Annotated in this window: 23 protein-coding genes and 3 tRNA genes; 16 read left to right on the forward strand and 10 right to left on the reverse strand. The window is 48.0% G+C overall.

Annotation, left to right across the window (positions count from 1 at the left end; genetic code table 11):
• Nucleotides 1-7: 7 nt before the first annotated feature.
• From JUB14_RS21875 to JUB14_RS21905, 7 genes are all read left to right on the forward strand, one after another.
• Nucleotides 8-1,345, forward strand: a complete 1,338-nt coding sequence (locus JUB14_RS21875) for a TldD/PmbA family protein (protein ID WP_207508960.1) — start codon at nt 8-10, stop codon at nt 1,343-1,345.
• A gap of 148 nt (nt 1,346-1,493) precedes the next feature.
• Entirely contained in the window at nt 1,494-2,111 is a 618-nt protein-coding gene (locus tag JUB14_RS21880; protein WP_207508961.1) for a DUF4159 domain-containing protein, read from the forward strand.
• 2 nt (nt 2,112-2,113) lie between these two features.
• Nucleotides 2,114-3,088, forward strand: a complete 975-nt coding sequence (locus JUB14_RS21885) for an AAA family ATPase (RefSeq protein ID WP_207508962.1) — start codon at nt 2,114-2,116, stop codon at nt 3,086-3,088.
• Between the two features lie 13 nt (nt 3,089-3,101).
• Nucleotides 3,102-3,968: a DUF58 domain-containing protein gene (locus tag JUB14_RS21890; protein ID WP_207508963.1), complete on the forward strand. Its 867-nt coding sequence runs from the start codon at nt 3,102-3,104 to the stop codon at nt 3,966-3,968.
• A complete protein-coding gene (locus tag JUB14_RS21895) occupies nt 3,968-5,209 on the forward strand; it encodes a BatA domain-containing protein (protein ID WP_207508964.1) in 1,242 nt (413 codons plus the stop codon). The genes JUB14_RS21890 and JUB14_RS21895 overlap by 1 nt, the downstream gene beginning before the upstream one ends.
• Nucleotides 5,206-7,413 carry a DUF4175 family protein gene (locus JUB14_RS21900; protein ID WP_207508965.1) on the forward strand — a complete coding sequence of 736 codons (2,208 nt, stop codon included), beginning with the start codon at nt 5,206-5,208 and terminating at the stop codon, nt 7,411-7,413. Before JUB14_RS21895 ends, JUB14_RS21900 begins: the two co-directional genes overlap by 4 nt.
• Entirely contained in the window at nt 7,410-9,095 is a 1,686-nt protein-coding gene (locus tag JUB14_RS21905; RefSeq protein WP_207508966.1) for a hypothetical protein, read from the forward strand. The genes JUB14_RS21900 and JUB14_RS21905 overlap by 4 nt, the downstream gene beginning before the upstream one ends.
• Nucleotides 9,096-9,104: 9 nt before the next feature.
• On the opposite strand, the gene JUB14_RS21910 is transcribed toward JUB14_RS21905, so the two are convergent.
• The 4 genes from JUB14_RS21910 to JUB14_RS21925 all read right to left on the reverse strand — a co-directional run bounded on the left by JUB14_RS21910 (nt 9,105) and on the right by JUB14_RS21925 (nt 14,251).
• The gene (locus JUB14_RS21910) at nt 9,105-9,887 is read right to left on the reverse strand and encodes a LytR/AlgR family response regulator transcription factor (protein ID WP_207508967.1); all 783 of its coding nucleotides are present in this window, start codon (nt 9,885-9,887) and stop codon (nt 9,105-9,107) included.
• On the reverse strand, nt 9,868-10,917 hold the full coding sequence (locus JUB14_RS21915; RefSeq protein ID WP_207508968.1) for a sensor histidine kinase: 1,050 nt from the start codon (nt 10,915-10,917) through the stop codon (nt 9,868-9,870). The genes JUB14_RS21910 and JUB14_RS21915 overlap by 20 nt, the downstream gene beginning before the upstream one ends.
• Nucleotides 10,918-11,021: 104 nt before the next feature.
• Entirely contained in the window at nt 11,022-11,546 is a 525-nt protein-coding gene (locus tag JUB14_RS21920) for a hypothetical protein (protein WP_207508969.1), read from the reverse strand.
• 191 nt (nt 11,547-11,737) lie between these two features.
• Nucleotides 11,738-14,251, reverse strand: coding sequence for a M14 family zinc carboxypeptidase (locus JUB14_RS21925; protein ID WP_207508970.1), 2,514 nt, complete (start codon nt 14,249-14,251; stop codon nt 11,738-11,740).
• A gap of 267 nt (nt 14,252-14,518) precedes the next feature.
• Between JUB14_RS21925 and JUB14_RS21930 the strand changes: the two genes are divergently transcribed.
• Nucleotides 14,519-14,590 (forward strand) — tRNA-Glu (locus tag JUB14_RS21930).
• A 325-nt stretch (nt 14,591-14,915) separates the two neighbouring features.
• A tRNA-Glu gene (locus JUB14_RS21935) sits at nt 14,916-14,987 on the forward strand.
• Between the two features lie 73 nt (nt 14,988-15,060).
• On the opposite strand, the gene JUB14_RS21940 is transcribed toward JUB14_RS21935, so the two are convergent.
• The gene (locus JUB14_RS21940; protein ID WP_207508971.1) at nt 15,061-15,495 is read right to left on the reverse strand and encodes a response regulator; all 435 of its coding nucleotides are present in this window, start codon (nt 15,493-15,495) and stop codon (nt 15,061-15,063) included.
• 344 nt (nt 15,496-15,839) lie between these two features.
• Here JUB14_RS21940 and JUB14_RS21945 point away from each other — a divergent pair.
• Nucleotides 15,840-15,911 (forward strand) — tRNA-Glu (locus JUB14_RS21945).
• Between the two features lie 188 nt (nt 15,912-16,099).
• On the forward strand, nt 16,100-16,330 hold the full coding sequence (locus tag JUB14_RS21950; protein WP_207508972.1) for a hypothetical protein: 231 nt from the start codon (nt 16,100-16,102) through the stop codon (nt 16,328-16,330).
• 15 nt (nt 16,331-16,345) lie between these two features.
• On the opposite strand, the gene JUB14_RS21955 is transcribed toward JUB14_RS21950, so the two are convergent.
• Nucleotides 16,346-17,083, reverse strand: coding sequence for an SDR family oxidoreductase (locus JUB14_RS21955; RefSeq protein ID WP_207508973.1), 738 nt, complete (start codon nt 17,081-17,083; stop codon nt 16,346-16,348).
• A 255-nt stretch (nt 17,084-17,338) separates the two neighbouring features.
• Here JUB14_RS21955 and JUB14_RS21960 point away from each other — a divergent pair, with 255 nt between their 5' ends.
• Nucleotides 17,339-17,530, forward strand: coding sequence for a hypothetical protein (locus tag JUB14_RS21960; protein WP_207508974.1), 192 nt, complete (start codon nt 17,339-17,341; stop codon nt 17,528-17,530).
• 102 nt (nt 17,531-17,632) lie between these two features.
• Here JUB14_RS21960 and JUB14_RS21965 read toward each other — a convergent pair whose 3' ends face one another.
• Nucleotides 17,633-19,636: a glycoside hydrolase family protein gene (locus JUB14_RS21965; protein ID WP_207508975.1), complete on the reverse strand. Its 2,004-nt coding sequence runs from the start codon at nt 19,634-19,636 to the stop codon at nt 17,633-17,635.
• Between the two features lie 234 nt (nt 19,637-19,870).
• Between JUB14_RS21965 and JUB14_RS21970 the strand changes: the two genes are divergently transcribed.
• The 4 genes from JUB14_RS21970 (at nt 19,871) to JUB14_RS21985 (ending at nt 21,794) form a co-directional block, all read left to right on the forward strand.
• The gene (locus JUB14_RS21970) at nt 19,871-20,254 is read left to right on the forward strand and encodes a hypothetical protein (RefSeq protein ID WP_207508976.1); all 384 of its coding nucleotides are present in this window, start codon (nt 19,871-19,873) and stop codon (nt 20,252-20,254) included.
• A 22-nt stretch (nt 20,255-20,276) separates the two neighbouring features.
• Nucleotides 20,277-20,561 (forward strand): hypothetical protein, encoded by a 285-nt coding sequence (locus JUB14_RS21975; RefSeq protein WP_207508977.1) that lies wholly within the window; start codon nt 20,277-20,279, stop codon nt 20,559-20,561.
• 709 nt (nt 20,562-21,270) lie between these two features.
• Nucleotides 21,271-21,480, forward strand: coding sequence for a hypothetical protein (locus JUB14_RS21980; protein ID WP_207508978.1), 210 nt, complete (start codon nt 21,271-21,273; stop codon nt 21,478-21,480).
• Nucleotides 21,481-21,551: 71 nt separating this feature from the next.
• Nucleotides 21,552-21,794, forward strand: a complete 243-nt coding sequence (locus JUB14_RS21985; RefSeq protein WP_207508979.1) for a hypothetical protein — start codon at nt 21,552-21,554, stop codon at nt 21,792-21,794.
• 82 nt (nt 21,795-21,876) lie between these two features.
• On the opposite strand, the gene JUB14_RS21990 is transcribed toward JUB14_RS21985, so the two are convergent.
• From JUB14_RS21990 to JUB14_RS22000, 3 genes are all read right to left on the reverse strand, one after another.
• On the reverse strand, nt 21,877-24,027 hold the full coding sequence (locus tag JUB14_RS21990; protein ID WP_207508980.1) for a hypothetical protein: 2,151 nt from the start codon (nt 24,025-24,027) through the stop codon (nt 21,877-21,879).
• An 82-nt stretch (nt 24,028-24,109) separates the two neighbouring features.
• Nucleotides 24,110-24,769: a hypothetical protein gene (locus JUB14_RS21995; protein WP_207508981.1), complete on the reverse strand. Its 660-nt coding sequence runs from the start codon at nt 24,767-24,769 to the stop codon at nt 24,110-24,112.
• A gap of 23 nt (nt 24,770-24,792) precedes the next feature.
• Entirely contained in the window at nt 24,793-25,425 is a 633-nt protein-coding gene (locus JUB14_RS22000) for a DUF4136 domain-containing protein (protein WP_229368123.1), read from the reverse strand.
• Nucleotides 25,426-25,467: the final 42 nt, after the last annotated feature.

A 25,467-nucleotide genomic window follows, 5' to 3' on the forward strand; every position in this document is an offset into this window, starting at 1 on the left:
ATAAGACATGTCCATAATACTATCAGAATCGGAAGCTAAGGCCCTCCTGCAAAAAGCACTCAGCTACTCCAAAGCCGACGAATGTGTGGTGAACCTACTGGGTGAGCAGCGGGGCAACCTGCGCTACGCCCGCAACGAAGTATCGACCAGCGGATCTTTGATTAATCAGAACCTGTCGGTACAATCGGCCTTTGGCAAAAAAGTAGGGGTAGCCAGCATTGATGAATTTGACGATGCTTCCATCGAGAAGGTGGTACGCCGGTCGGAAGAGCTGGCGCGTCTGGCTCCCGAAAATCCTGAATACGTAGGAGTACTGGGTCCACAGCAGTACCTGAAGTCAAACGGTTTCTTTGATTCAACCGCTAACATTACTCCGGCTACCCGCGCCGAAGCGGTAGCCAAAAGCCTGCAGTTAACTCGGGATGCCAAGCTAACCGCGGCGGGATTCCTGCAGGATAATCGGGGGTACTCAGCCATGATGAACTCCAAGGGACTTTTTGCGTACTACCCCAGCACCAATGTCAACTACTCTTTGACCGTACGTACCGAAGATGGTACCGGCTCAGGGTACGTAGCCCGCGGATACAGCGACTTCTCCAAACTGGACACCGCCGCCGCTACCCGCATTGCCATCGCGAAGTCGCGAGGCTCAGCCGGAGCCAGAGCACTGGAGCCGGGTAAATACACCGTTATACTGGAACCTACCGCGGCCGCGGTACTACTGGAGAATATCTTCTATAGCATGGATGCCCGTAGCGCCGACGAAGGACGCTCCTTCCTGAGCAAGACGGGCGGTAAGACCAAGCTGGGGGAGAAGATTGTTGACGAACGCGTGAACATCTATTCAGACCCTACCCATCCCGAATTACCGGCTTCTCCCTGGTCGGATGATGGCCGTGCGCAGGAGAAGGTAAATTGGATTGAGAACGGGGTAGTAAAGAACCTGGCTTATTCTCGTTTCTGGGCGCAGAAGCAAGGGGTGAAAGCCGTACCTAATCCGAACAACGTGATTATGGCGGGCGGAAATCAGTCTCTGGAAGATATGATCAAATCCACCCAGCGGGGTATACTGGTTACTAAGCTCTGGTACATCCGTTCGGTAGATCCGCAGACGCTGCTCCTGACCGGCCTTACTCGTGATGGTACGTTCTACATTGAGAACGGCAAGATCAAGCATCCGGTGAAGAACTTCCGCTTCAACGAAAGCCCCATCATTATGCTCAACAACCTGGAAGCCCTGGGTAAGCCGGAGCGGGTGGTAAGCACCGAATCCGAGACCAACTACCTGATCCCGCCCATGAAGATCCGGGAGTTTACCTTTACCTCACTGTCAGATGCGGTGTAGTTGGTGCTTTAATGGTAGAAGTATTGTTGTAAGAATATCAGGTAGTTAACTAGTTAAAGTTGCTATAAATACCAGTAAATGAATATGAGCGGATACCCATCCAGCGTTGCCCTATGGAGTAGTTCTTATTCATAAATAGTAATCTGTTTTGAAGCCGTTTTTCTTTACCCGTATTCAATATAATTCCGGAAACTGGGACACTGACCAGCGGATGCCATCCAATCTGATGCATTCGCTGGTACAGTATACCACCATCCCGGTTGACCAGAAGGAGCGTGTAGTACAGCTCAGCAGTAATGATATCTTTAGGAGTCCGTTCTGCTACCTGAGCGGACATAAACTGGTGGAGTTTTCCAGCCAGGAGCGGGACCACTTCCGCAGCTACGTACATAACGGGGGTTTCGTGTTTGTGGACGATTGCAACCACGATATTGATGGCCTTTTTGCCAAATCGTTTGAGCAGGAGATGGCCCGGACCTTTGGCGCCAAAGCCCTGCAGAAAATTCCCAATACCCACCCCCTGTACACCTGCTTTTTTAAGTTTGAAGAAGGGCCGCCTACTACTTCCTTCGAGCTCAATGGCTGGGGGGATGACCTAGTACATGACTACCTCAAAGCCATCACCATCAACGGCCGCATCGGAGTCCTGTACAGCAACAAAGACTATGGCTGTGAGTGGGACTACGACTTCCGCAACAAGCGATTTCTGGCCGAAGACAATACTAAATTTGGTGTCAATATTGTCACCTATGCACTAACCGTATAATCGTGGAAACACAGGAACTGACACATTATAAATCTCTGATAGAAAAGCTGCCGCTGTTAAATAAGGAAATTGGTAAGGTGATAGTAGGGCAGCAGGAGGCTATAAATCAAATACTTATCTCGCTGCTGGCTGGTGGACACTGTCTGCTGGAAGGAGTACCCGGGCTGGCCAAGACCTTGATGGTTCGGACCATGTCGGAAGCCCTGGATATGAGTTTTAAGAGGATTCAGTTTACGCCCGACCTCATGCCCGGCGACATAGTTGGGACCGAGATTCTGGAAGAAGATCACGACACCGGAAAGAAGTTTTTCAAGTTCAACAAGGGGCCCATCTTTGCCAATATAGTACTGGCCGACGAGATCAACCGCACCCCGCCCAAAACACAGGCGGCCCTGCTGGAAGCCATGCAGGAGTACAAGGTAACCTACGGAGGGAATGACTACCCGTTGCCCCGGCCCTTCCTGATCATTGCCACCCAAAATCCCATCGAACAGGCCGGTACCTACCCACTACCCGAAGCCCAACTCGACCGCTTTCTCTTGTATATTAAACTGAGCTACCCCTCTGAGCAGGAGGAGCTGGATGTACTCCGTAGTACCACCGGTACCAAGGTACCCAACCTTCAGACCATTCTTACCGATCAGGAGATTATGGACCTTCAGCAGCTGGTCCGGCAGGTTCATATCAGTGATGATTTGCTGACAACTATCAACCGGCTAGTCCGGGCTTCCCGTCCTGAGGGAACCGATTCGGCTTATGTGAAGCAGTGGTGTAACTGGGGGGCCGGACCACGGGCGGGGCAGGCGCTGGTACTTTGCGCCAAAGCCCGGGCGGTACTACGGGGTCGCTTCTCGGTGATACCGGAAGATATCCAAACCCTGGCCTATCCGATCCTGCGCCACCGGATCGCGATGAATTTCAAAGCGGAGGCCGAAGGCATTACTACGGATGATGTGGTAAGGGAGTTGTTAAAGTAAAAGTTGAACGAATATGGCACTACTGGCAACGGAACTTATCAAACTCAACAACCTTCAACTGGCCGGCAAACTGGTCAGTGACGAGCTGTTGTTGGGGATCCATGCCAGCAAACGTTCGGGCTCAGGTACAGAGTTTGAGCAGTACCGCCACTACGAACCCGGCGATGATCCCAAGCGTATCGACTGGAAGCTCTATGCCCGTACGGCCAAGCACCTGGTGCGGGAGTCGGCTACGGAGAGTAATCTGCACATCCGTTTCCTGCTGGATTTATCAGGTTCGATGAACTATGAGGAGAACGGCATAAGCCGACTCCATTATGCGAAGCTCATCATGGCCTCTATGGCTTACATAGGGTACCGCCAAAGCGATCAGATGAGCCTGTACACCCTGCACCAGGGAGACCTGCAGGCACTGGTACCTGCCGGCAAGCAAGCCTTCCAGAAAATCCTCTATGCTTTACAGAACGCTGAGGCATCGGGCCCCTGGCTCAATACGAATCCTGCTTTTCCTGATTTTCAGCAAAAGCAGAAAGAACTCCTCATCCTGGTATCGGACTTCCTGCAGGTAGGAGACGAATGGCTGCGGCTGATCCAGAATATAGCCAGTCCACGGCGTGAGATCGTTATTTTTCAGCTACTGGGTGATCAGGAGCTCGACTTCCAGCTAAGTGGGTTCTACCGGTTCCGCGACTTGGAAACAGGACGGGAGGTAGAGTTGCAGGCCGAGGCTGTAAGGGAAAGATACCAGCAAGCTGCCAGTGAGTACCTGAGCAGGTTGGATGAATCACTTCGCCTGCCGCACGTTCACCTGATCCGAGCCCGGCTTACCGATCCGGTGGCGCTGGTACTAAAAGATTTTTTGACCCGACGTAAATTCTGATGGAGCTCTTACAACCGGTCATGCTGTGGGGAGCTCTGGCGGTAGCCATTCCTATCCTGATCCACTTCTGGCACCAGAAGAAAGGTAAGGTCATCGCGTGGGCAACTACCCAGTGGCTCCACGAGAAAAACCAGCAACAGCATCAAGGTCTACGGCTGGATAACCTGCTGCTTCTCCTGCTGCGTTGCCTGGTCCTGCTTGTACTGACCTTCTTGCTGAGCAGTCCTGTACTGGATACCTGGAATAGCACAACCACTACTCAAAGTGTGCACCTTGTACAGCCTGATAGCTATGTTACTGATAACTACCGCTTCGAGCTGGAAGAGGCCTTGGGGAAAAGGGAGAAGGTATACTGGATAGATGCTCCCGTACATGAAGTACAGGAGCTCAGGGCCCAACCCGGGTCCACAAACCTAAATCCGCTACAGATTCAATCAGCTATTAACCAACTCCGGCAGACCGAAAGGCTAGGTAACAATGCCGAGCTGCACCTTTACCTGCTCAACCAGCAGGAGCTGGCCACCATCCCGTTCATTCAGGTACCTACCCAGTTTCAGCTTCATGCCGTAGCCGATACTTCCCGCCGACCAGTGCAGGAGTATGTGGAGTTGTCCAACGATCAGAAACTATTTATAAGCGCAGACAACCGGTTGTCTGCCAGACCTACCTTACCTGCTACCCAACGCTTTCGGGACGTACCGGTTCATAAGGGAAACTTTGCTGTAAGGCTGGACTATACAGATCAGGTCCAGCAGCAAATAGTGGTGGCCGCTTTGGAGGCTCTTATGGAGGTATACAACCTGTCCATAACACTAGATAAAGAGTTGCAGCCGGGCAAGAACTATGACTGGATATTCACGGACCGAGCTCCAGTTACACCCCTTGCCGGGTCTATTTACGTGATTTCTAACGGTGGTAAGCAATATAACATCGAGAAAATGCCTATAAATACCCTTCCTCATGTAGTTTATACGGGGGAAGCACTTCAACCAAAGACTTCTGAACTGGTAGCCAATGGGCAGCTACCTGAGTGGCTGGGCGAGCTACTAGTGAGTCAATATGGTCTTCAGAAGCAGGTCAATCCGCTGAGTGAGCGGGAGCTACAGACCCTTTTTGTAAGGAGTGAAAGCGATGAAAGGCTGACTGCCGCTACCGGTGAGCCCATACAGAAAGCTTTACTACTGCTATTCATCCTGTTGGTGGGGTTGGAACGCTGGATAGCTATAACGAAAAACGCATGAAAGAGCTGCAGCGAGGTATAGCATCCATTCAGTACCAACTCTACGCTCAGGCGTTGTTGATCTGCATCCTTATGGTGCTGTCGCTCGGTCTGGCTGCTTCCGCCTTTACAGATTCACCGATTGCCATTGGAGCGGCTGCGCTGGCAGGTCTGGCTGGTGGAGGGTTTTGGAGTAAGATTTACCAGAACAAAAAGCCACTGGCGGTGCAGATCCTGCACCAGAAGGTAGGAGATACGGAGTACAGCCTGCACTTATTGGATAAGCCGGAGCTAAACATTGCCGAGCAGCTTCAACTGGAACGTCTGGTAGAGAAGACCCAGAAAATACTGCTACCCAATGTACTCTTTGCAGGTTTGAGACCTTTTATAATCCTGCTGGTGGCGGCGGTGGCGCTGCGTATAGCGGCTCCTCTACTCAAAGATCAATCTCCGGCAGCGACCACATACCTGGAGGATGCACAGTCTCCAGCAGTAAAGCAAGGTGAAAAAGCCCCTCAGTTCCGGTCAGCTACGGTTCGGGTACAGCCGCCAGCTTACACAGGTCTTCCTCCAAAAGAATCATCCGACCTGAACATTTCGGCCCTAAGTGGCTCCTCCCTCACCTGGCAACTCCGCTTTAAAAGTCGGGAACAGCTCGTAGTCAGACTGGCTAACGGGCGGGGAGAAGAAGTACCTTTTACTAAAAAACAGAACTATTTTGAATACAGGGACCGGCTGGTTAGCTCTGGCTTGTATTCCATCAAGGCGTACTGGCGACTGCCGACCGGAGCCGATTCGCTTGTGTACCAGTCAGAGTGGTACCGGTTGGAAGCGCAGCCGGACCTGAGCCCCCGCATTGAGCCAACATCTAAGGAAATGTACTCGTACCACTTTCTGAAGGACCCCAAAACAGTTACTGTCTCCGCTCAGGTTTCGGATGACTTTCGGGTAAAGCAGGCCTTCATCGTAGCTACAGTAGCGCGGGGATCGGGAGAGAATGTAAAGTTCCGGGAGGTGAAGTTTCCGCTTTCGCCTGCTAACTTCAGGCAGGCCCGATTGAGCAAAACCATCGACCTGAAAACCCTGGACTTTGCACCTGGTGATGAGCTATACTACTACTGGGCCGCTATTGATAATAAAGAGCCCGAAGCCAACTTTGCCAAGTCGGATACCTACTTCATCGTGTACAAAGATACCGCCCGACTGGAAGAGTCGGAGTTGGCTACTATGGCCGTGAACATCATGCCGGAGTACTTCCGGAGCCAGCGCCAGATCATCATTGATACCGAAAAGCTGCTAGCCCGGAAGAAAAAGCTCACGAAGCAGCAGTTCAACAGTACCTCCAACGAAATAGGCTTCGACCAGAAAGTACTCCGGCTGCGCTACGGGCAGTACCTGGGTGAAGAATTTGAGAACAACATCGGTGGAGGAGCGGCCCTGCCCGCCGGTGCCGAAGGAGACCTGTTGGTAGGATTCAGGCACGCCCATGATTCGGGAGAAGGTGACCATAGCGAGCCGCACGCGGAGCCGCATGCCCATGAGCATCATGACAAGCAGGCGGATGAGCAGCAGGATCCATTGGCGGCCCTGATGGAGCAGTATGTGCACGCGCACGATGACGGAGAGTTGAATACGTACTACGAGCAGTCGACGCGCAGTCTGCTTAAAATGGCGCTGGAACAAATGTGGCAGTCTGAATTGCACCTGCGGTTGTACGAACCGGAGAAGGCTCTTCCCTTTGAACACAAAGCGCTGGAGTATCTCAAGTCGGCCCAGCATAAAGCCCGTACCTTTGTAAAGAAAAGTGGGTTTGATCCGCCTCCCATCAAAGAGAAGGAAACCCGATTGACAGGTGAATTCAAAAAGATAAACCCGAATTTCAAACATGAGCGGGTGTATGATCAGGTGCTACTGGCTCAGCTGGCAGGTGAAGTACTAGGTTTTCTGGATAAAGGCATACGAAAGAATCTGCTTACGCAGCCCCAAAAACAGAAACTACTGCAATTAGGTACTATACTATCGGCCGGAGTAATGAATGGAGAGTTACGTGGCTGGTCGGTACTTGCTAGCCTGCAGAAACTGGCGGGAGGGAAACCTCTTTCGGATCAGGAGATGCGCAGCTTACAATCAAAACTTTATTCACTTACTGGCCCGAAAGCTCCCGTTGATCAGCCTTACACCAGCGACAAGAAGCTTCAAAAAGCCTTTTGGGATAACCTCAAATGATCAGATTCAACTTTATAGAACAGTTCAATTCTTCGGATCTCCTACACTGGGCGCTGGTGGACCTCCTGTTCCTTTTGCCTGTACTACAAATAGTACTACTACTGCGACATACTGCTATCTCAGGCGGCAGAAAGTGGGTACGTTTGGCGCTGAATATACTCCTGTGGCTGGTACTGGTGGGGTATGTACTGCAACCATCATGGAGGATTCCTGCTGAATCGGGGCAGGTACTATTAGTGGGAGAAGAAGTACCTGCTGCGTTTGTACAGCATCTGAAAGATAGCCTGCAAGTTGCTGAGAGCCGGACCTCGGCAGAGTTCCTGGATGAAGAGGATCATAACTCTGGATATAGAGCTGACTCGGTAACGTTGGTAGGGCAGGGATTCTCAACAGAGATACTTGGCCAATTGAGTGATCGTAGCCTCCTCTGGATACCCTACATAGCCCCGGACCAACTGCATGACCTGCGTTGGAAGGGTGTGGTTAGGAAGGGCGAAAGACAACGGGTTCGGGGGAATATCCATTCATCCAAAGAGCAGTACCTCAAGCTGCGCTATGCCGATCATATACTTGATAGTGTACAGGTACGGGAGGGGAATAATAGCTTTCAGTTGGAATACCCTGCCTTCTCGGAAGGTAGAACTGAAACCCTACTGACCCTGGGAAGTCAGGTACTGGATACCCTTCGATACTACACCAGACCTGCTAAGTACAACACGATCCACTTCATACTGGACAGTCCCGACTTTGAGAGCAAAACCTTGGCCAACTGGTTGGGCAAACAAGGACATAAGGTACAGGTGTCGGCTAGCCTCTCCAAAGACATAAATAGCAGCCTTAGCATCAATACTCCCGGTAAAGAGGAAGCCGATATGATCATTACCGATGCTGCCCACGCTACACATTCGCAGGTGAAAAAGGCGGTAGCAGACGGGAAGAGCGTCCTGTTCCTAAACCTGACAGACCCGATCATTGAGCTGAAGGGGATCAATCGTGCAGTAGGGAGTTCATGGAAAGTGAAGAAAACCAGTAATGAATTGACCGTTAATATAGGGAATGAATTAACCGCGCTATCCTACTCCTTTACGGATGCTCTGAATCAAAATGAGGTGACTCAGGTACCGGTAGCTGTGCAGAGAACATCAGGCAAGGTAGGTGTGAGCTTATTAACTGAAACTTATCCCTTGCAGCTAAGTGGTGATAGTCTTACGTATAGTAAAGTTTGGAAGGCTATACTGGCCGAACTACAACCTGCTACAAAAGAAAATATTCAGGTTGATGCTCCCCTGTTCAGGGGTATAAGAGGTCGTTTACAGTTCAATGACTTTGCCTCAAAACCTGCTTCTGTATTAGTAGGAAACGACACTATTCATCTCCATTATTCAGCCATCAATCCTCTCACTGCCGAGGCACGTTATCTTCCCGACCAGTCAGGGTGGGTGAGTAGTCAGGATTCAACAGAGGTCTACGTCGAAGATGGGGAAAGCTTTGGCAGTCTTTATCAAATCAAACTCATAAGCAGCTACCTACGCACACATTCCAGGTACAGTAAGCCAGCACTTACACGTACCCCGCAGCGCCAGAAGGTTGTCAGGCTGCCGGATTGGCTGTGGCTGCTGCTTTTTATAGTCTGCTTTACAGCATTGTGGGTAGAGCCTCGTTTGCAACCGAAAAGGGCTTAGATCCAACATTTATTCACCCAGCCAGCTACGAAATTCTGCGGCTTTATCACGGCTAATGATTACCTCTTCTTCCGGCGTAGGTGTAAGAGCTACCTTCAGCTTTCCGTTAAAGTACGAATTGAGCCGGTTCACTGATTTAAATTCAATAATAAACTGACGGTTGGCCCGGTAGAAGTAGCGGCTGTCCAGCGATTTCTCCAGTTCATCCATGGTAAAGTCCACCAGGTACTGCCGATTCTCACGGGTACAGGCGTACACCAGCCTTTCCTTGGTGAAAAAGTAGGCTACTTCAGTGGTTGTAATAGGAAACATGCGCTGCCCCTGCTTGACCAGTATCCGGTCCCGGTAGTTGGTTCTGGAAGGAGCGTTGTGGGCCTGCAGCTCCTGCAATAGAGCTTCTATGTTCACCTGAGTGGGCTGCTTGTCGGCATAGAGGCTCTTTAATTCCCTGAACTTTTGTAGGCCTCTTGCCAACTCCTTTTCCTGAATGGGTTTGAGCAGGTACTCAATGCTGTTGACACTAAAAGCTTTAATCGCGTACTCGTCGTAGGCGGTGGTGAATATAACCGGGCACTTTACCTCCACCTGATTAAATATCTCAAAGCTTTGTCCGTCTACCAGCTCGATGTCCAGTAGCATCAGGTCAGGCGCAGGATGCTGACGAAACCAATTGACACTCTTCTCGATACTATCCAGCACTGCCACTACCTTTATGGTAGAGTCAAGGGCCTGTACCATCTTGTGTAGACGACGGGCGGCTATGGATTCGTCCTCAACGATGACTAAGTTCATGACGGTTGTTTGTTATTAGGGGTATCATCACCTGAAAGTGCGTAGCCGTTTCATTGATGACTATATCAGGTTGATTCAGCAGGGCATACTTAGCCGATATATTCACCAGACCCGTTTTATTCGATTGTACGGCCGTTTTTCGCTTCTGCAGATTATTCGTAATGATGAGGTTATTAGCTTCATCGGTATATAGCTTTATGTTCAGAGGCCTGGATTCCGATATCATATTATGCTTCACGGCATTCTCGATCAGGATCTGTAGGGTAAGGGGCGGGATCAGGTAATCATGAAGTGCCGGATCTATCTCTTTAGTCAGGTAGAGCCCTTCTTCAAATCGAGTCTTTAGCAGGTACATATAAGCATCAATGAAGTCCAGCTCCCGAACCAGTGTCGTAAGCTCCTGCTCGTTGCTCTGAAGAAGGTACCGATAGATAGCTGACAGCTCTTCGATAAAACGCACGGCCTGCTTGGGGTTCTCCTCCACCAGCGCTGTCAGCGAATTGAGGCTGTTGAACAGAAAGTGTGGACTCACCTGGTTTTTAAGCGATTCCAGTCGGCTTTGCAGAGCCCTCTTTTCCAGTGCTTCGGAGAGTAGTACTGATTTCTTCCACTGTTCCAGATAGTAAAAGGCCTCGTACACTCCAGCAATCAGCTGGCTGAAAAAGAGGGTCATGCCAATACTGTACAGGTAGTTGTAAATAGTCTGTTTGTCTTCCGGCCAGAATCCCAGCCACCGTTCCATCCATACGTGCCAGCTTCCCACAAGTACAGCAACCACGAGCAGAAGGGCCGCCAGGGCCAGCATGCGCTGACGAATGGGTTTGATACCCGGATAGCGGCTGCGGGTAAGACGGATAGCCATTCGGGTACTTTCCCAGATGACAGTAACGAATAGGAGTTGCCAGCCGATAACCTTCAGGGCTGGCTGATCCCGTTCAACGATTTGCCGCAGGTAAAAAAACAGGAAGAAGATCAGGTTCTGGATCAGCATTCCGATCAGCCGGATCCTGTTATCATTTAGTTTTTCCATTCGGAGTGATTCTGTCCTAAGTCTTTCTGGCCGCGGTTCTTCTATACAAACCGTATGATAAGTACTTTTTTAGGAGCTTTTATCTTAATCGAAAATACAAGGAATCAGGCTAATTCAATTGAGGCCTGCTTATATATTTGATCCGGTTTTATAGAGAGTCCTTTTTTTCTTTTAGCTACTGTCAGACTAATGATAATCAGGAGGGACGTTATGGAAGGGAGCAGGGCCAGCGGGTTCAGGATGAAGGAGGGGAGTATCAGTATGATTTGTATGATATTCATTCTGATTAGTGGAGTATAGTACTGCCAGTTGCCCCGACTCAGGTTGGTGATGCCGGAGAGCGTGTACCCATTGATCAGCAGGAATATGACACCATAGAGCAGGAGAGAATACGTGCGAAAGGTATAGATAAAGGTTCCATCCTGGATACTCAAGTACGTAAAGGTACTGATAGCTACAATGTGCCCGATCATATTGATCAGGGGGTACATGGCCAGGAAAGACAGGTACATCATAAAGCTCTTCTTCTGGTTGAATTGGGGATGACGGTACAGCCTGAGGCAGAATATGGGAGTGACTACCAATGTAATCAGAAGCAGTAATAGGTCCGTGTTCTCTTTGTTGATCATGGCTGATAGTTGTTTGTAATTAGTGATGCAACAAAGTTGATAGGTACAGGTCTAAATTGAAATACTGCCGTGCGCGAATCGTCGGATGAAAATACTGAAGGGTAGGAACAGCCTTGCCAAACGTAGTGGTAACAACAAAAAAATACCCCTGCTCCTAGCGGGCAGGGGTACAGTGTAAGTACTAATCTTTATTATCTGAATACGGCGTTACCGAACATCAGCTTACCGTTGTACCAGAACCCACGGAAGAGTGGGTTATCGGTCATAAATATTACCTGGCCCTGACCCATTTCCTGAGCACCCAGGATCAGCGTATTCTTTAACTGCTTGCGGGCATTCTGTCCTACAAAGCCTGCCAGATAGGAATTGTCGTTGAGGTAGCCTACGTTCCAGCCGTCGGTGAGGTAGTCGAGGTTATAGGTATTACGTATTAAACCGTAGTAGCTGTCTCCGTAGCCAAACGACAGCGGGTGCGTAGGGTCCAGTTTTACCCGGAATATACTACCCGGAGTTTCGTCACTCACGGCTTCGCGCTCACGATTAGCATATTGTCGCAGCGGATTCTCCCCATCCTTTTTATCATCTGACTTCTTGCGTTTCAGATTAAAGTCTGGCTTGTCCACAAACGCGTTGATAGCACCTTCCATAGCAATCAGCTTTCCTCCCTGACGTACCCAGTCTTTCAGATCGCTGAGTAGCTTGTCGTTCAGGATACGACCGTAGTTTCCGGTAGGCAGTATCAGTACATCTATATCCTTAAGAGGAAGGCGGGCCAGTTCGCTACCTTCTACTACTGTAAGCGGATAGTGGATCTGTTGCTCAAAGAAATGCCAAACTTCACCAAAAGCCATAGCTGATACGGCATCGCCCGCAACGGCTACTACTTTGGGAGCCCGCATGGCAGGAACATCATAGGAACCAAAGTCTGATCCCTGGCTCACAAAACCCGTGGCGGCTGGTATAAGCTTCACCTGATACTTATTGGCCGTCTCGGCCAGTACACGATCAAAGTTTGCACCCAGAGCTTCATTGCCCTTGCGCGTTATAACCAAGGTACCTGCTTCATACTGTTGACCATTTATCTCAAAGGGTACATTGGACGTACGCAAACGTACATCCTGCTTCATGAGTTCTGAAAGGAACTGTAGGTCCGCGAAAGACTTCCAGCGGGCCAGATAGGCGTAGGGAGGAGTAGCCGGTACCGAGTTCGTCGTTTTGTCAGCGGTATACGCCACTGGTGTCAGGCGATCTTTCAGACCGTAGGCTCTCAGGCCATAGGCGTAGGCAAGTCCCCAACTGGTAATATCATACGTTACAGAGTCTTCCAGTTCGGGACGTGCTTCAAACAGGATCTTGAGTAGGGTCGACTTAGGCTGGTGAGCACTGATCATAAGATCCTTACTTTCTAGCTTTACGTTTTCGTCCGATACTGTAGCCAGGTTAGTACCTTTTACAGATAAGTCTTTTCCTACCATTCCGTAGCTGATTCCCTGCTTATCCAGCAGATCACGCAGCGCGTTCACCCGGCCTTCGTCACCTTTTGTCTTTACCACATAAGTTTTATAAACACCGATCGGGTTGGTGCGAGCCATCTCGTGGTACTTCACAAATTCACTAACGGTCTTATCGGCGCGGGAAGAGATGGCCTCGAGAGTCGACATACTGGTAGCAAAGTGATGCGCGATACGGTCGGTCAGCGTCAGAGTATCGGCTTCGTTGGGACGAGCCAGCGCTAAGCCGGCACGGCCGCCGCCGCCCTGCTCGTAGGTCATACCAATGGCACCGTTGTAGGTAGGCCAGGTGTCGCCGTAGCTGGGGTAAAACAGGTCGTAGTTATTACGGGTAAAGTACAGCCAGCTGTTTTTGTCAAAGTACTTACGGCTGAATTCGCCCAGCGTATTGTTGAACTCGCGCTGCCACAGGGTGATATCCTTATGGAAAGGACGTGCCGCCGGGGGAAAGTAGTACGAGCTGCCCGATCCCATTTCATGGAAGTCGGCGTGCAGGTGGGGCATCCACTGGTTGTACAGCTTTACGCGCTCCTGCGATTCTTTCTGCTGCTGCCAGGCCCAGTCGCGGTTCAGGTCAAAGTAGTAGTGGTTGTAGCGTCCGCCGGGCCAGGGCTCGTTGTGTTCCCAGGAGAAGGGCGTAGCATCGGCTCCTACGGCCATTACCCGGTTGTACCACTGTGCATACCGCTCACGACCATCCGGGTTAATACAGGGGTCCAGTATAACAACCGTATTCTTAAGTATTCCCTGCGTAGTAGGGTTGCTCTTGTTCAACAGTTCGTACATGACCTGCATCACCGCTTCGGACGATACGGCCTCATTACCGTGTACGTTGTAGCTCATCCAGGCTATGGCAGGTACCGGTCCGGTAGCCTTACCTTCCAGGAGGCCTATGCTCTTGAGGTTATCGGTACGGATGGTTTCGATGCGGGCTAGATTTTCGGGAGTGGCTACTAACGCTACCAGTAGGGGACGACCTTCATAGGAGGTACCATAGGGTACTAATTTAACCTGGGTTGGGTTTTTTTCGGCCAGGGTACGTACGTAGTCAACAACCCGATGGTGAAATGTAAACTTACTGCCTAACTTATACCCCAGGTATTCCTCCGGGGTGGGGTTCTGAGCAACAGCCTCGGTGAAGGCTGAACCCAGTAGGGTTAATAATAGGAAAAAGCTAAGAAAGGGTTGTTTCATGTGTTAATTATATGAAGTGACATTTGAATTTTCAAAAATACAAAAAAGTAGGTCAGAGTGGGATAGGTGGCTTTTATAACCACCCAAAAAAAGTTTAGATGACAAATATCTGAGATTGAGGTTAAAGGGTAAAAGTTGTATTTATTTTTTAGAATAGGGCTTGCATTTAAAAAATCAACCCTACATATTTGCACCACGTTTTCAGGCAAACGAAAACGAAACCAACTAAGGAGTGCCCTTCAAGGCAAACGAAGTAGGAGACCAGTCGGCCCATTCGTCTAGCGGTTAGGACACGACCCTTTCACGGTTGAAACAGGGGTTCGATTCCCCTATGGGTCACAAAGCCCCGCAGCAATGCGGGGCTTTGTGTTTTTAGGGCAAGTTCTTCACACCAGGCTATTGCCGTAGTATTTCAACGAAACAGATTAATTTCTGATTGTGCAGGAGGAGCCAAGTTGGCAGTACCAGTTGGTGTTATATTTAATGCTACTTTAAGGTACTTATCTTGTTAGGTTGTAATGAATTTGATATAGCTAAAAATTAAATTTACTGGTTCACTTGCATAATAATGACAGCTCCTGCATATTTGCACCTCGTTTTCGGGAAAAGAGAACGAAACCAACTAAGGAGTGCCCTTCAAGGCAAACGAAGTAGGAGACCAGTCGGCCCATTCGTCTAGCGGTTAGGACACGACCCTTTCACGGTTGAAACAGGGGTTCGATTCCCCTATGGGTCACGAAGCCCCGCAGCAATGCGGGGCTTTTGTGTTTTTAGGCTATGTACTTTGCAACTACTCGAGCCCGGTCTATTTATCCTTGTAGATTACTACTGGTACTTCTGAAGTACGATTCAAGATTTTCGTGATTTATAAGGGCTTCCAGATCAGGTGTTGAAAGAGGCTTATTAATAAAAGCAATGACGTAGGGAGGAATAGTTGATTTAACTTCTTCGCTGGGTATAAGAGAGGATAAGATACAGACAGTTGTAGTCGGGAAGCGGGGCAAAAAGTGCTGAGTAAACAGATCCAGAAATTTCCAGCCGTTCATAAAGGGCATATTAAGATCCAGAAAAATCATGTCCGGTGCCGCATCAGTGAGGGAAGGAAGTTGCTCCAGATAGCTGATGGCCTGATGACTGTAGGTGAAGGATAGTACATTCTTTGCAAAACCAGATTTAATAATCCGATGCTTGGTCACAAAGATGGAGGTCTCATCATCATCAATCACCAGTACGTTATTGAGCATTAGGTAGACTTATTGGTGGTAGTTGTGTTGTGTAATAGTCAATGTATAAGCAAATAGCAGGCCGTTATCTACTGCTCAGGTGTATTTTTGCTAGAAGCTAAATACGTTATGGTCTTTCAGATAAAAAATGAAAATATTTAGTACTTATTTTAACGATAAATGAGCCTTGGCTATCAGAGTAGTAGATGTTGATAAAAGTACTAAGTATACATATTGTGTAAAAAGTGAGGGGGCAACTGTTGCATATTAAAAAATAACCCGACATATTTGCACCTCGTTTCTGGGAAAGGAAACGAAACCAACTAAGGAGTGCCCTTCAAGGCAAACGAAGTAGGAGACCAGTCGGCCCATTCGTCTAGCGGTTAGGACACGACCCTTTCACGGTTGAAACAGGGGTTCGATTCCCCTATGGGTCACGAAGCCCCGCAGCAATGCGGGGCTTTTGTGTTTTTATTGTTGCCTTCTTTACCTCTCTCTGATTCAGTTACTTTTGCCCATATTTACTTCTCAAAAGTAACCGTAGTACCTAATGTTAGCATATTTACTCTAAACAAAAGTCGGCAGGAGCGGTTAATAAATGCTGGCATGACTAAACGGTAGCTTAATGAAATTCCTGACCACAAAAGGTAAAATCATTACGGGAGACTCCCCACAAGAGATTCTTGAAAATCTGAAAAACTCATCTCCCTACGACCGGAAGAAAAAGATGGAGAAGTACCTCGAAACTCTTTCCAGCCGGATAAGGCTGTATGACCGGGCCGAAATAAAGGGGTATGGCCATGTAGAGATTCTGATGCAACTTGAGGAGGTAGGTTTTCTTTTAAGACTCGAGTAACGGAGTCTGTCTGCTTTATCTGTTATTTATTCTGTTAAAAGCCTCATCTAATTCTGCCCGGGAAGCCTTGCGAACCATTTCAGAAGTTCCATAGCCGATCTCGAGTTCACCGGCCTGCAGGCGCTGGATCACCGCATCGGCAAAATCATCCAGAGGTGCTCCAAAGGTATGTAGTCCCGGCCCTCCCAGGTCCGTATTAACGGCCGGTGGCGCTATCTCTACTACTTTAATACCGGTTGGCTGTAACTGATGTCGTAAGGAAAGGGTGAAGGAGTGAAGAGCAGCTTTGGTAGCACTGTATATAGGAGCAAAGGCCGCCGGTGCAAAAGCAAGGCCGGAGGTAATGTTAATGATTACCGGATTAGGCTGCTTACGCAGTAGAGGAATAAACAATAAGGACAAATGAATAGGCGCTTCCAGATTGATCGCAATCTCCTGCTGGTGCTTAGCCCACTCTTCCTGCGTATCGGTCAGTTGTGTACGTTTTTGAATACCTGCATTGTTAATGACCACATTCAGTTTGGGGAATGCCTGCGAAACCCAGCTTATAAGACTTATACGTTCAGATTCCTGGGCGACATCGCACACCCGGATGTGTAAACCAGGATGCTTTTGCTGAGCCTCATTGAGTTTATCCTCCCGGCGGCCACATATGATGACCTCACTACCTGCTTTTAATAATCGTTCAGCTAGTGCCAGTCCAATACCCGAAGCCCCTCCTGTAATCAAAATAGTATTTCCTGCCAGATTCATTATGTATAAGGTTTGTTCTAGGGGTAAACCACTAACTTATCCGAAATGATTGGAGCTAGTTTGATTTTCTGCTTCGGGGTCATACAGCAGGGGCAGGTACAATGTACTGGCTATCAGATTGTGCCGGATTACGTTCAATAAATTTGTGTAGGAATCAGAGAAAGGGCTTTTTCTTTTGCCGACCTTTTTGAGATATTTGTCACTGTTCACTTCAATCAATTCATCCACATGGGGCCTTTTTCAGAAAGACAGATAATGCTTGACAACAAGCGGTACGATCTGCACGGATTACAGTTAGCGTACAGAAAAGCGCTGGAAAGTGGTACCTCACAGGAGGATATTGAGCAACTGCACCGTCGGATTATCTCACTTAAAGAGGAGATCAACTCATTGATAGTCGTGATCGACTTTCCCGGTCTGAACCGTACCCATTTCTCTGATAATTGATTAAGTACTCTCAAAGCAAGCCTAGAGCCTGACTACTTTTACTTCCTGGCAATTATATAATCGAAGATTAGTCGGTAGGTGTCGCCTGCCCGCAAAGTCTTTTTACTTCCAGAATGGGAGATCATCCTGAATAACTTTTACCTGTTTGTTAAGGCTTCCACCAGCTTTTCTCCACTTATCATAAAACTGATCACCTTCGGGCTTCTCTAGCGGCACAGTGATGGCTTCCGAGGGAAGTGGTTCAGGAGCTTTTTCAATCAATTCTTTTCGTAAGTAGTATAGGCCTGGGGCCAGGTCTTGGATATGATTACGACCGATATCCCCGTAGCTGAATGCCATGGCTAAGTGCAGGATATTGCCACCTCTGCGGAAGAAGCTACCACCGTAATTAGTAAGTATATCAGGATTAAGAGGCTGACCCGCTTCATGTCCACCTTGTACGGATAAATCGTGGGGGTCAAATTCAATACTATTTATAGCCCCCGGAAAGGTACCGGAATTGACATCGGTAGCCATCAGCTTCCTGTCCAGCGAAACACTTTCCCCTTCACTGCTGTAGATGACATCACAGCCTTCGAATATGGACTTCAGGTTATAGCTCATGTACCAGGCAGACTGCTCTCCCCCGGCATCGGCATAGAAGCCTGCTACTTTGAGCTTGCCGTTGCTGCCGGACTTTACAGCATCCCTGAAGTTGAAGTGAAACTCTCTCAAGCCTTTTGTAATGAACTGGTACCAGGCCCTGCCTTCGCTGGTTTGGGTCCAAAGGTTACGGGTATTCCAGGGAAAATCTGATGTTGCAGGTACCGGGGGGGCAACGTCAACTAGCCCTTTAACTCGTGCAAATTCCTTCCAGGCCGTTCTATTAGCCTCCGAATAGCCGGTTAACTCTGTCCAGCGCCACGGATTGGATTGTGTAATACCGGGTGCGAAATACTCTTCGGTATCACCATAGGCCATGCTGATGTATACCAGGTCATCGGCGTAGGGAGCCAACACCTGACTCATGTGCCTGATGGCCCGCTGTAGCTTTTCGCGACCCGGCTGGGAGTACAGGTCTGGCTGGCAAAGGTTATGTTCGAACGAGAAGGGAGTACCCAGCATACCACGGGTCCATTCAGACTCAGAAAGGAAATTATCATTCTGCAGGCGGAACGGCCAGAAGCAGATAGCAAACTTCATGTTATTAGCCTTGCACCAGTTCAGAGCAGCCAGCAGAGCCTTGTCATTAAATTGCCCTTCTCTGGGTTCATAATCGTACCAGCGTACCAATAGCCTAAGTCCATCCAACGCCTGGAAAGACTGTCCCTGGTGGGTCAGGCTGTTAAACATCTCCGCCCGCTTTCGCCAGGGCTCAGCGATACCCGTTTCGTCCTGACGGTCAAATCCCCAAGCTGTAGTATTCATCAGGATAAGACGGCCGGTATGGTTGTTCAAACCGGTATTCTTCTGCTCAGTAGTTTGACCCGTAATCATTACCCTCTGCTGTACCTGGCAGCCAGGATTATCTCTGGGAGTAATCTGTAGAGTAGCTGGTCCGGCGGTGGCGGGCAGTTTGGGAAGACGGATAGGTTTATTACCCCTGTACCTGACGTTATTCCAGGTCCACTCATTATCTCCCTGTGCCAGTACAATATCGTATCGGGCTTTGGCTGACACTCCTTGTTCTAAATCTATTTCAAGTGTTTGATCAGGTTGCCGATAGCCGCGCAGGTACAGCGTACAGTTGGGAGGAGGAGGTAAGTGTGCGGTCGACTGCAGTACTACCATGGTACTGGCATAGCAGCCAGGTTTTCCTACTGATATGAGCTTCAGGGTAGCTGTACCGGCTGTATTTATATTGGGGATACTGAATCTCCGATGGGATTGGTGGTGCAGGTTTTTCCAGGTCCAGCTAACTTCGCCCTGGCTTAGCTCCACGTCAAAAGGGATGAGTCCTCCTTCGGAGGCATGTATATCCAGTTCAAGATTATGGGCCTTTTGTTCATATGCTTTAATCACCAAGTCACAGTTTGACAAGGTATCAGGTAGAGTACTTACCGTTTGGGCCAGTGTACTGTACCCAAAAAGCAGACTGGTGAGCAAAAGTAGAAGTTTAGTACCCATGCAGATTTTTAGAGTAAAAGCTAACGTCCCTGGTGCATTACTCGTCCGATTTTGGTTCTCATATTATCCTATGCACTTACCATTCATCAAAGCAGACATCCGTCTATAAAAACTTTTATTCCTTTCAACTAGTGGCTGAGTCTATTATATGAACAAAAAGGAGGAAGCTACGGTGGATACTGGTAATGAATACCAATTATAGTGCCCAGGTTGTGATACTCCTATTAATAAGCCATGAAAAATAGTAAAAGAGTAGAACTAGCCGAATTTGCTGATTTGGCTACCGGAATTTCTCGTTTCCGGGAAGCACCCCGTGCCATGCTGCTAAGTAGAGCCCCCACATTAATAAGCATTCATCCGACTATATTTCCGGAATCGCTCAGGCCGGAGTGGGAGCTAATACTTGGTAAGCTTACGCAACAGGAGGCAAGATTTAGTACCTTTGAGGATAGGATGCTTGACAAAATGGTACACTCAATTCTGACTATGTCAGATCTTGAATGCCGTATGATTGTAAAGCAGATCCTTGATGTATACGAGCATTTACAGGAAAGAAAGCTATTACCCGTTATGTTCACCATACGCCGACGGCGTTACTCTTTTATAAAAATGGACTAGGTCCAACAGGTTGGAATAGCATATGAGTAAGACTTTTGCAGAGCGAGTGAAGGAGGTTGCCAATCCGAACGATTTCCTGAATAACAGCCATATACTAGATGAGGTAAGGCCCCTGGACCAGGAAACGGTACTTGAGTGCCTGCAGTCGGGGTTACATTCGATAAAGGCTTCAGTACAGATGGCGCCTCTGTTAGGTGCCATTTTGGAAAGACTTACCAAAGTGGAAGATATTGAATCAGAGGAGAATAGGGAGATCCTATGGAAGCAGTATACCGAACTGATACAGGCGGCCCAGACGAAAAACTAGTTTCAAATAGCAATAGTGGGTGATTTTTAAATGCTGCCTGATGAGCAGGCGGAGAAGAGTTCCTTAATTATCAAAATACAAAAGGACCTGATAGTCTGACCAGATCCTTCTGCAAGTGGAGTATATGTAATGGTGTGGATAGTATGTATAGGTATACGAGAGTTAATTACAAAATAATTATACCTACCTGATAAATGAGAACGCCCTCCTCAATTGTTGAGGAGGGCGTTTTTGTAATCCGTATGAAAACCTATTTCACATTCAATATCCTTTTCTGGCTTTTATTAGCTATAACAGCTTCAACATCAAGGTACATTCAAAAGTCACCCGTACTGATTCCAGTACGGGTGAGATACATTATTTACACCATAATAAACTTTAAATCGAGACAAATGTGCAAAAATTATTGCATATGCACAATACGATTGTAGAAAATGTTCCGCACTGGTGGGAGATATAAGTGGGGAGTACGTTCTACTAGTGGGGGGTATAAACTGTGGATTTTGAAAGCTAGCTTCACCTACTCATGAGTCTTGTATGACATGCACGTCTTTGTGAAGTAATGTGGGTAGACTCCATAATCATTAGTTGTAATCAAATACTACTACCAAACTGCTATGACTGCCTGCCCTGCCTGACTCGCATAGTTTTTTAAACCTAAGGGGGAGTTGTCAACAACATTTTTTTAAAATCCTAACCCTTAGAAACTATGATACTTCGTGAAAAGTGGAAGATTCCTCTTGCACTATTGTTTGTACTGGTTATATATCATTATATTGCTTATTTACTGGTTGGTTTCCTGCAAGCCCCAGCCACCAAAGCTGCAGATGCCAAACCGGTGCAGGACTCTACTCATCCATTTGAAGCTAGGCCTATGCTGATAAAGAAGGAAGGCACTGGTGCTTTTGGAGGAGAATAAAATTGTACTTTCTGAGGAGAAGCAATTACTAAACTGTCCATACCATATACTTTTATTAATCAACAACAGCTATGTCTCAAAACACGGATAATATCAAAGTAGGAGATTTTGTACGGGTAAAAACCGGTGGTCCTACTTTGCGAATTTTAGAAATTTCAGAAGGGCGTGCTACGTGTGAGCCCCTGGCCGTAGATCCGGAAAAAAGAACAGGAAGCTACGAGGGAACCACCACAGAAACCTATGATGTATCGCAGTTAGAAAGAGCAGCCCAGGATAATACAGATGAGGGGATTGTGGATATGACAGGTTTATAAGCCTTTGATATACCATTACCAACTAAAGAGGCTCATCCGATATATCGGACGAGCCCTCTTTGGTTGGTAACCTCTTGATCGGTTATAACTGTCCGCGATACAGAGACGGCCAGTTGCCGTATAGCTGAATCGTAGTTTCTTTACCGTTAGGTAGTCTGATCTGTACCTGGCGGTTATGGTGTGGTTCCTGGAAGCTATCAATGGCGAGTACAGCTATTTTATTCCCCTTTACCACCGATGTTACAAACGGATCTTTTTGCATTGCGGACAGGGCCGCCTGCTCAGGGCGGGGCTGGTGCCACTGCCCATCTAACTTGTAAGGCAGGTCTTGAATAGTACCACCAAGGAGTACATCCTCAACCTGCTTGGCCATCCAATTGCCTAGTACAAAGTACTCCGTCGGATAGTCCCAGTAGCGTGGTGATTCGGGGGTATTAGGCTTTCTTTTAAATGTCTCTACTCCCATACGACCATCTGCCGGATACCACTCCACCATATTACGATCGGGATCAATGGAGTAATTGGTAGTACCCCTTCCATAGGGTTGCATATCGTGCCATAGGTAGTACCCATCATTTGTGATCAGTGAAAACAGAGAGAAGCCAAGTGCCTGACTGGCTGGCATGGTTATGAGCTCCTGAAGTACCAACTCACCGTTGGGATCGCTGGTCTGTACATGCCACGGATTATAGGGATCTTTGTAAAGCGGCATATACCGATTCCAGCCAAACCATACCACCTTATTGTTTTTCTGAAATGAGATCAGCTTATTAATGCGTGAGGTATGAAGCGCTGACAGTACTAAGTAGTTGGTCGGTGTGTTTTTGTCCTCATTGGTATAGAAGAATGCCTTAGGGTATATATCTACATGCGTGATATTCATGTAGTCAGCCAGTGACTCACCGTTGGGGAGCTTATCAAAATTGCTATGATTAGCCGAAGGACTCTTATAGTCTTTAACAAACTCACCTGGTTTGATACCCGTGCTGCTCCAGAAGTTTCGGTTATGGTAGGCTGATCCTCCCCAGTAGTCAAATATATTAATGGAAGGATTCTTCTCCTTGAGCCTTTGGGCAAACCAGATCAGCCGTTGCTTTACCTCTGGTGTATATACCTGATTCCAGAACTCGAAGTCAAAGGCATAAACATTGAGTGGCGTGATACGATCTGCATATTCCTCTACCTGTTGTTTAGTAAGGCTGCCAAACCAGGCCTGGTCCTTGTCATGAAAAAAACTAGGACCTTCGGTCCAGTGTTGTTTTGCGTAGGGGACTGTAGTCTCTTCCCAGCGGGGTAGATGGGTTATACCACGTTTCAGATAATTTTGACTCGGCACATCAGCATTAAGACGGTACTGCATGGCAAACTTCCCGGGTATAGGATCAAACTCCGGAAACTTAGTATCAAACTGCACATTGTACGTACGGGAAGGACTAAACCAGGAAGGAATTTCTACCTTGGTCAAAGCTACCGTCTCGGGAGTAGTAGTTGAGATGGCATTGGGAGCTATCCATACGTTTTGCTGACGGATGCTTCGGAAGCGGAGTTCATTCCACCATTCTGAGTAGGGAGCGTCAATCCAGCAGGTAACTACAGAGTACAGGTAGCCGGGCTTTACTTCGATACCTTTATCAAGATCATTAACTATAATGTTGTCAATCAGGTAGACTCTGGTACGGCCATCGTTATAGTTTGCAAAGTCTCTCAGGTATAGTTTATTCTCCCTAATCTCCGGGCGTACATCCAGCCAGCCATCCTTACTGCCGTGTCGGATCCACCGGGAGGGATTCAGGGCACTCGCAGCTAATTTGGAATCGTAGTTGAATGAAGCGGAAGTTTGACAGCCAGGCTTACCATCGCTCTTAATATTAATGGTTGCCGCTCCGTCCGCCAGATTTACACTGGGTAAGGTCAGCCATACACCCATCCGGTTAGGTAGGGAAGGGAAGCGTAGCGTTTTTCCGCGTTGGGTAATTTCTACGGTAAACGGGGCTAAGCCCGCCTGAGTGGAAAATAGCTCAAACTGCAGCTCGGTACCGATCTGCTTATACCGCCTTACTTCAAGGTCACAAACCGCAGTACTGGTTGTGATGGTACGGGCTACGGGTAGCTCAGGAGGAACATACTGATAGCGACTGGCATCAGAGGGGCCATAGCGATACCACACCCATGATGCACCCATGACGCCAATCGCTACCAATGTAAATATCCAAAGTAGGGTTGGTCTGGACAATCTTAAAATCGACAAAATGTTAGAATCAGTTTATGAGTTCAATTACCACCTGGTAATAGCTCGAAGATAGGGAATCTATCTACTACCACCAACGATAGAACAAACCAACGGAGGCATTCAATGCGGGTATTCCACTCGTGACATAGTCATAAGAAAAGGGAGTTTGACTGTACTTAACCCGCAGATCTACTCCCATGGAGCCATCCCGCTTAAATAAGACCCTGGTACCTGCACCAACTCCGTAGGTAAAGGAAAACTTTTGCTGCTGGTCAGACAGGTTGCCCCAGTACAGGGTATAGTCAACAAAGCTACCACCGGCACTCAACTGAACGTAAGGACGAACCATAGCACCTGGGCCAGAAAAATGGTAGTTGACAAATCCCTGTATCGGGTATTGGGTAAGGGTCCGGGTCTGAACTGCTGATACTTCCTGCTCTCCTAATTGATATAATTGCCGGGGAAGGCGTTGCTGAAAGTAATTCTGACCGACCTCACCACCAACTGAAAATTTATTGCGAAGTATCCATTCTACCGAAAGGGAGTAGTTCTGCACGGAAGCTTTATCTATATATTCATCGGCAAATGCTCCTATAGGTATAGCCGCACCAACCCGGGCCGTAGCCAGATAGTGGGTATACCGTTCGTAAGGAGACGGCAGATCGTACAAATTTGAACCTTGCTGGGCTAATACTTGTGCAGAGGTGACCAGGACCAGCGCTACTATTGACATATATCTTCTCATTTCAATATTCTGTTTTATGATAATTATTTACTGATACCTAAGTAATCCGACTGACTGAACACCGAGTCAATGACGCTGCTGACCCCTTGGGTGTCGAACAGCCCGGAGCCACGTATTTCAGCATTCCATACAACATTAAGTTTCTGATTGGCACGGTCGGGATTCTTGAAGTCTATCATTTCAAGGTACCAGTAGTTTTCGTTGACCTGATAGTACGAGTAGTAGCTTGGATAACCGTACCCATAGCCACCATACCCTCCACCGTAGAATCCACCCCAGTAGTTACCCAGATAGGGTGATACCGGCTGTGACACTACATTCAGGTAGCTGTTGCGGATTTGAGCCACATTGATACCCAGGTCAGGATTCTCTTTGGGATTGACATACTTGTAACCAAGCTGCTGCATATTTGCAATTACCCGGTTGAGTACCTGGATATCTACGTCAGACAGGGAGGTACCTGAGCCGCGGTTTCCGAGTACTATCACAGAGTCAACAATACTGAATGTCTTGTATTGGTCGAAATTGACAGTCTTATTACGATTTGTTATAAATACCTGCGAATCTTCAACAGATAGATCACTAAGGGGGTCCTTGGTACAGGCCATCAGGGAAGCACCCAGAAGTATAGCTAGTAAGGTTGTTTTAATGGTCATGACTATAAATGTTAATATTGTTTATATAATTACTAACGAACA

It is taken from the genome of Telluribacter humicola, assembly GCF_017355935.1.
In the GTDB taxonomy this organism is placed as follows: Bacteria; Bacteroidota; Bacteroidia; order Cytophagales; family Spirosomataceae; genus Telluribacter; species Telluribacter humicola.

Coding starts and splice junctions, on each gene's coding strand:
- JUB14_RS21875 (WP_207508960.1), top strand. CDS start 8: ATGTCCATAATACTATCAGAATCGGAAGCTAAGGCCCTCCTGCAAAAA.
- JUB14_RS21995 (WP_207508981.1), bottom strand. CDS start 24,769: ATGAGAAGATATATGTCAATAGTAGCGCTGGTCCTGGTCACCTCTGCA.
- JUB14_RS21975 (WP_207508977.1), top strand. CDS start 20,277: ATGAGTAAGACTTTTGCAGAGCGAGTGAAGGAGGTTGCCAATCCGAAC.
- JUB14_RS21980 (WP_207508978.1), top strand. CDS start 21,271: ATGATACTTCGTGAAAAGTGGAAGATTCCTCTTGCACTATTGTTTGTA.
- JUB14_RS21925 (WP_207508970.1), bottom strand. CDS start 14,251: ATGAAACAACCCTTTCTTAGCTTTTTCCTATTATTAACCCTACTGGGT.
- JUB14_RS21895 (WP_207508964.1), top strand. CDS start 3,968: ATGGAGCTCTTACAACCGGTCATGCTGTGGGGAGCTCTGGCGGTAGCC.
- JUB14_RS21960 (WP_207508974.1), top strand. CDS start 17,339: ATGCTTGACAACAAGCGGTACGATCTGCACGGATTACAGTTAGCGTAC.
- JUB14_RS21920 (WP_207508969.1), bottom strand. CDS start 11,546: ATGATCAACAAAGAGAACACGGACCTATTACTGCTTCTGATTACATTG.
- JUB14_RS21915 (WP_207508968.1), bottom strand. CDS start 10,917: ATGGAAAAACTAAATGATAACAGGATCCGGCTGATCGGAATGCTGATC.
- JUB14_RS22000 (WP_229368123.1), bottom strand. CDS start 25,425: ATGACCATTAAAACAACCTTACTAGCTATACTTCTGGGTGCTTCCCTG.
- JUB14_RS21965 (WP_207508975.1), bottom strand. CDS start 19,636: ATGGGTACTAAACTTCTACTTTTGCTCACCAGTCTGCTTTTTGGGTAC.
- JUB14_RS21905 (WP_207508966.1), top strand. CDS start 7,410: ATGATCAGATTCAACTTTATAGAACAGTTCAATTCTTCGGATCTCCTA.
- JUB14_RS21970 (WP_207508976.1), top strand. CDS start 19,871: ATGAAAAATAGTAAAAGAGTAGAACTAGCCGAATTTGCTGATTTGGCT.
- JUB14_RS21955 (WP_207508973.1), bottom strand. CDS start 17,083: ATGAATCTGGCAGGAAATACTATTTTGATTACAGGAGGGGCTTCGGGT.
- JUB14_RS21900 (WP_207508965.1), top strand. CDS start 5,206: ATGAAAGAGCTGCAGCGAGGTATAGCATCCATTCAGTACCAACTCTAC.
- JUB14_RS21950 (WP_207508972.1), top strand. CDS start 16,100: ATGAAATTCCTGACCACAAAAGGTAAAATCATTACGGGAGACTCCCCA.
- JUB14_RS21910 (WP_207508967.1), bottom strand. CDS start 9,887: ATGAACTTAGTCATCGTTGAGGACGAATCCATAGCCGCCCGTCGTCTA.
- JUB14_RS21890 (WP_207508963.1), top strand. CDS start 3,102: ATGGCACTACTGGCAACGGAACTTATCAAACTCAACAACCTTCAACTG.
- JUB14_RS21940 (WP_207508971.1), bottom strand. CDS start 15,495: ATGCTCAATAACGTACTGGTGATTGATGATGATGAGACCTCCATCTTT.
- JUB14_RS21985 (WP_207508979.1), top strand. CDS start 21,552: ATGTCTCAAAACACGGATAATATCAAAGTAGGAGATTTTGTACGGGTA.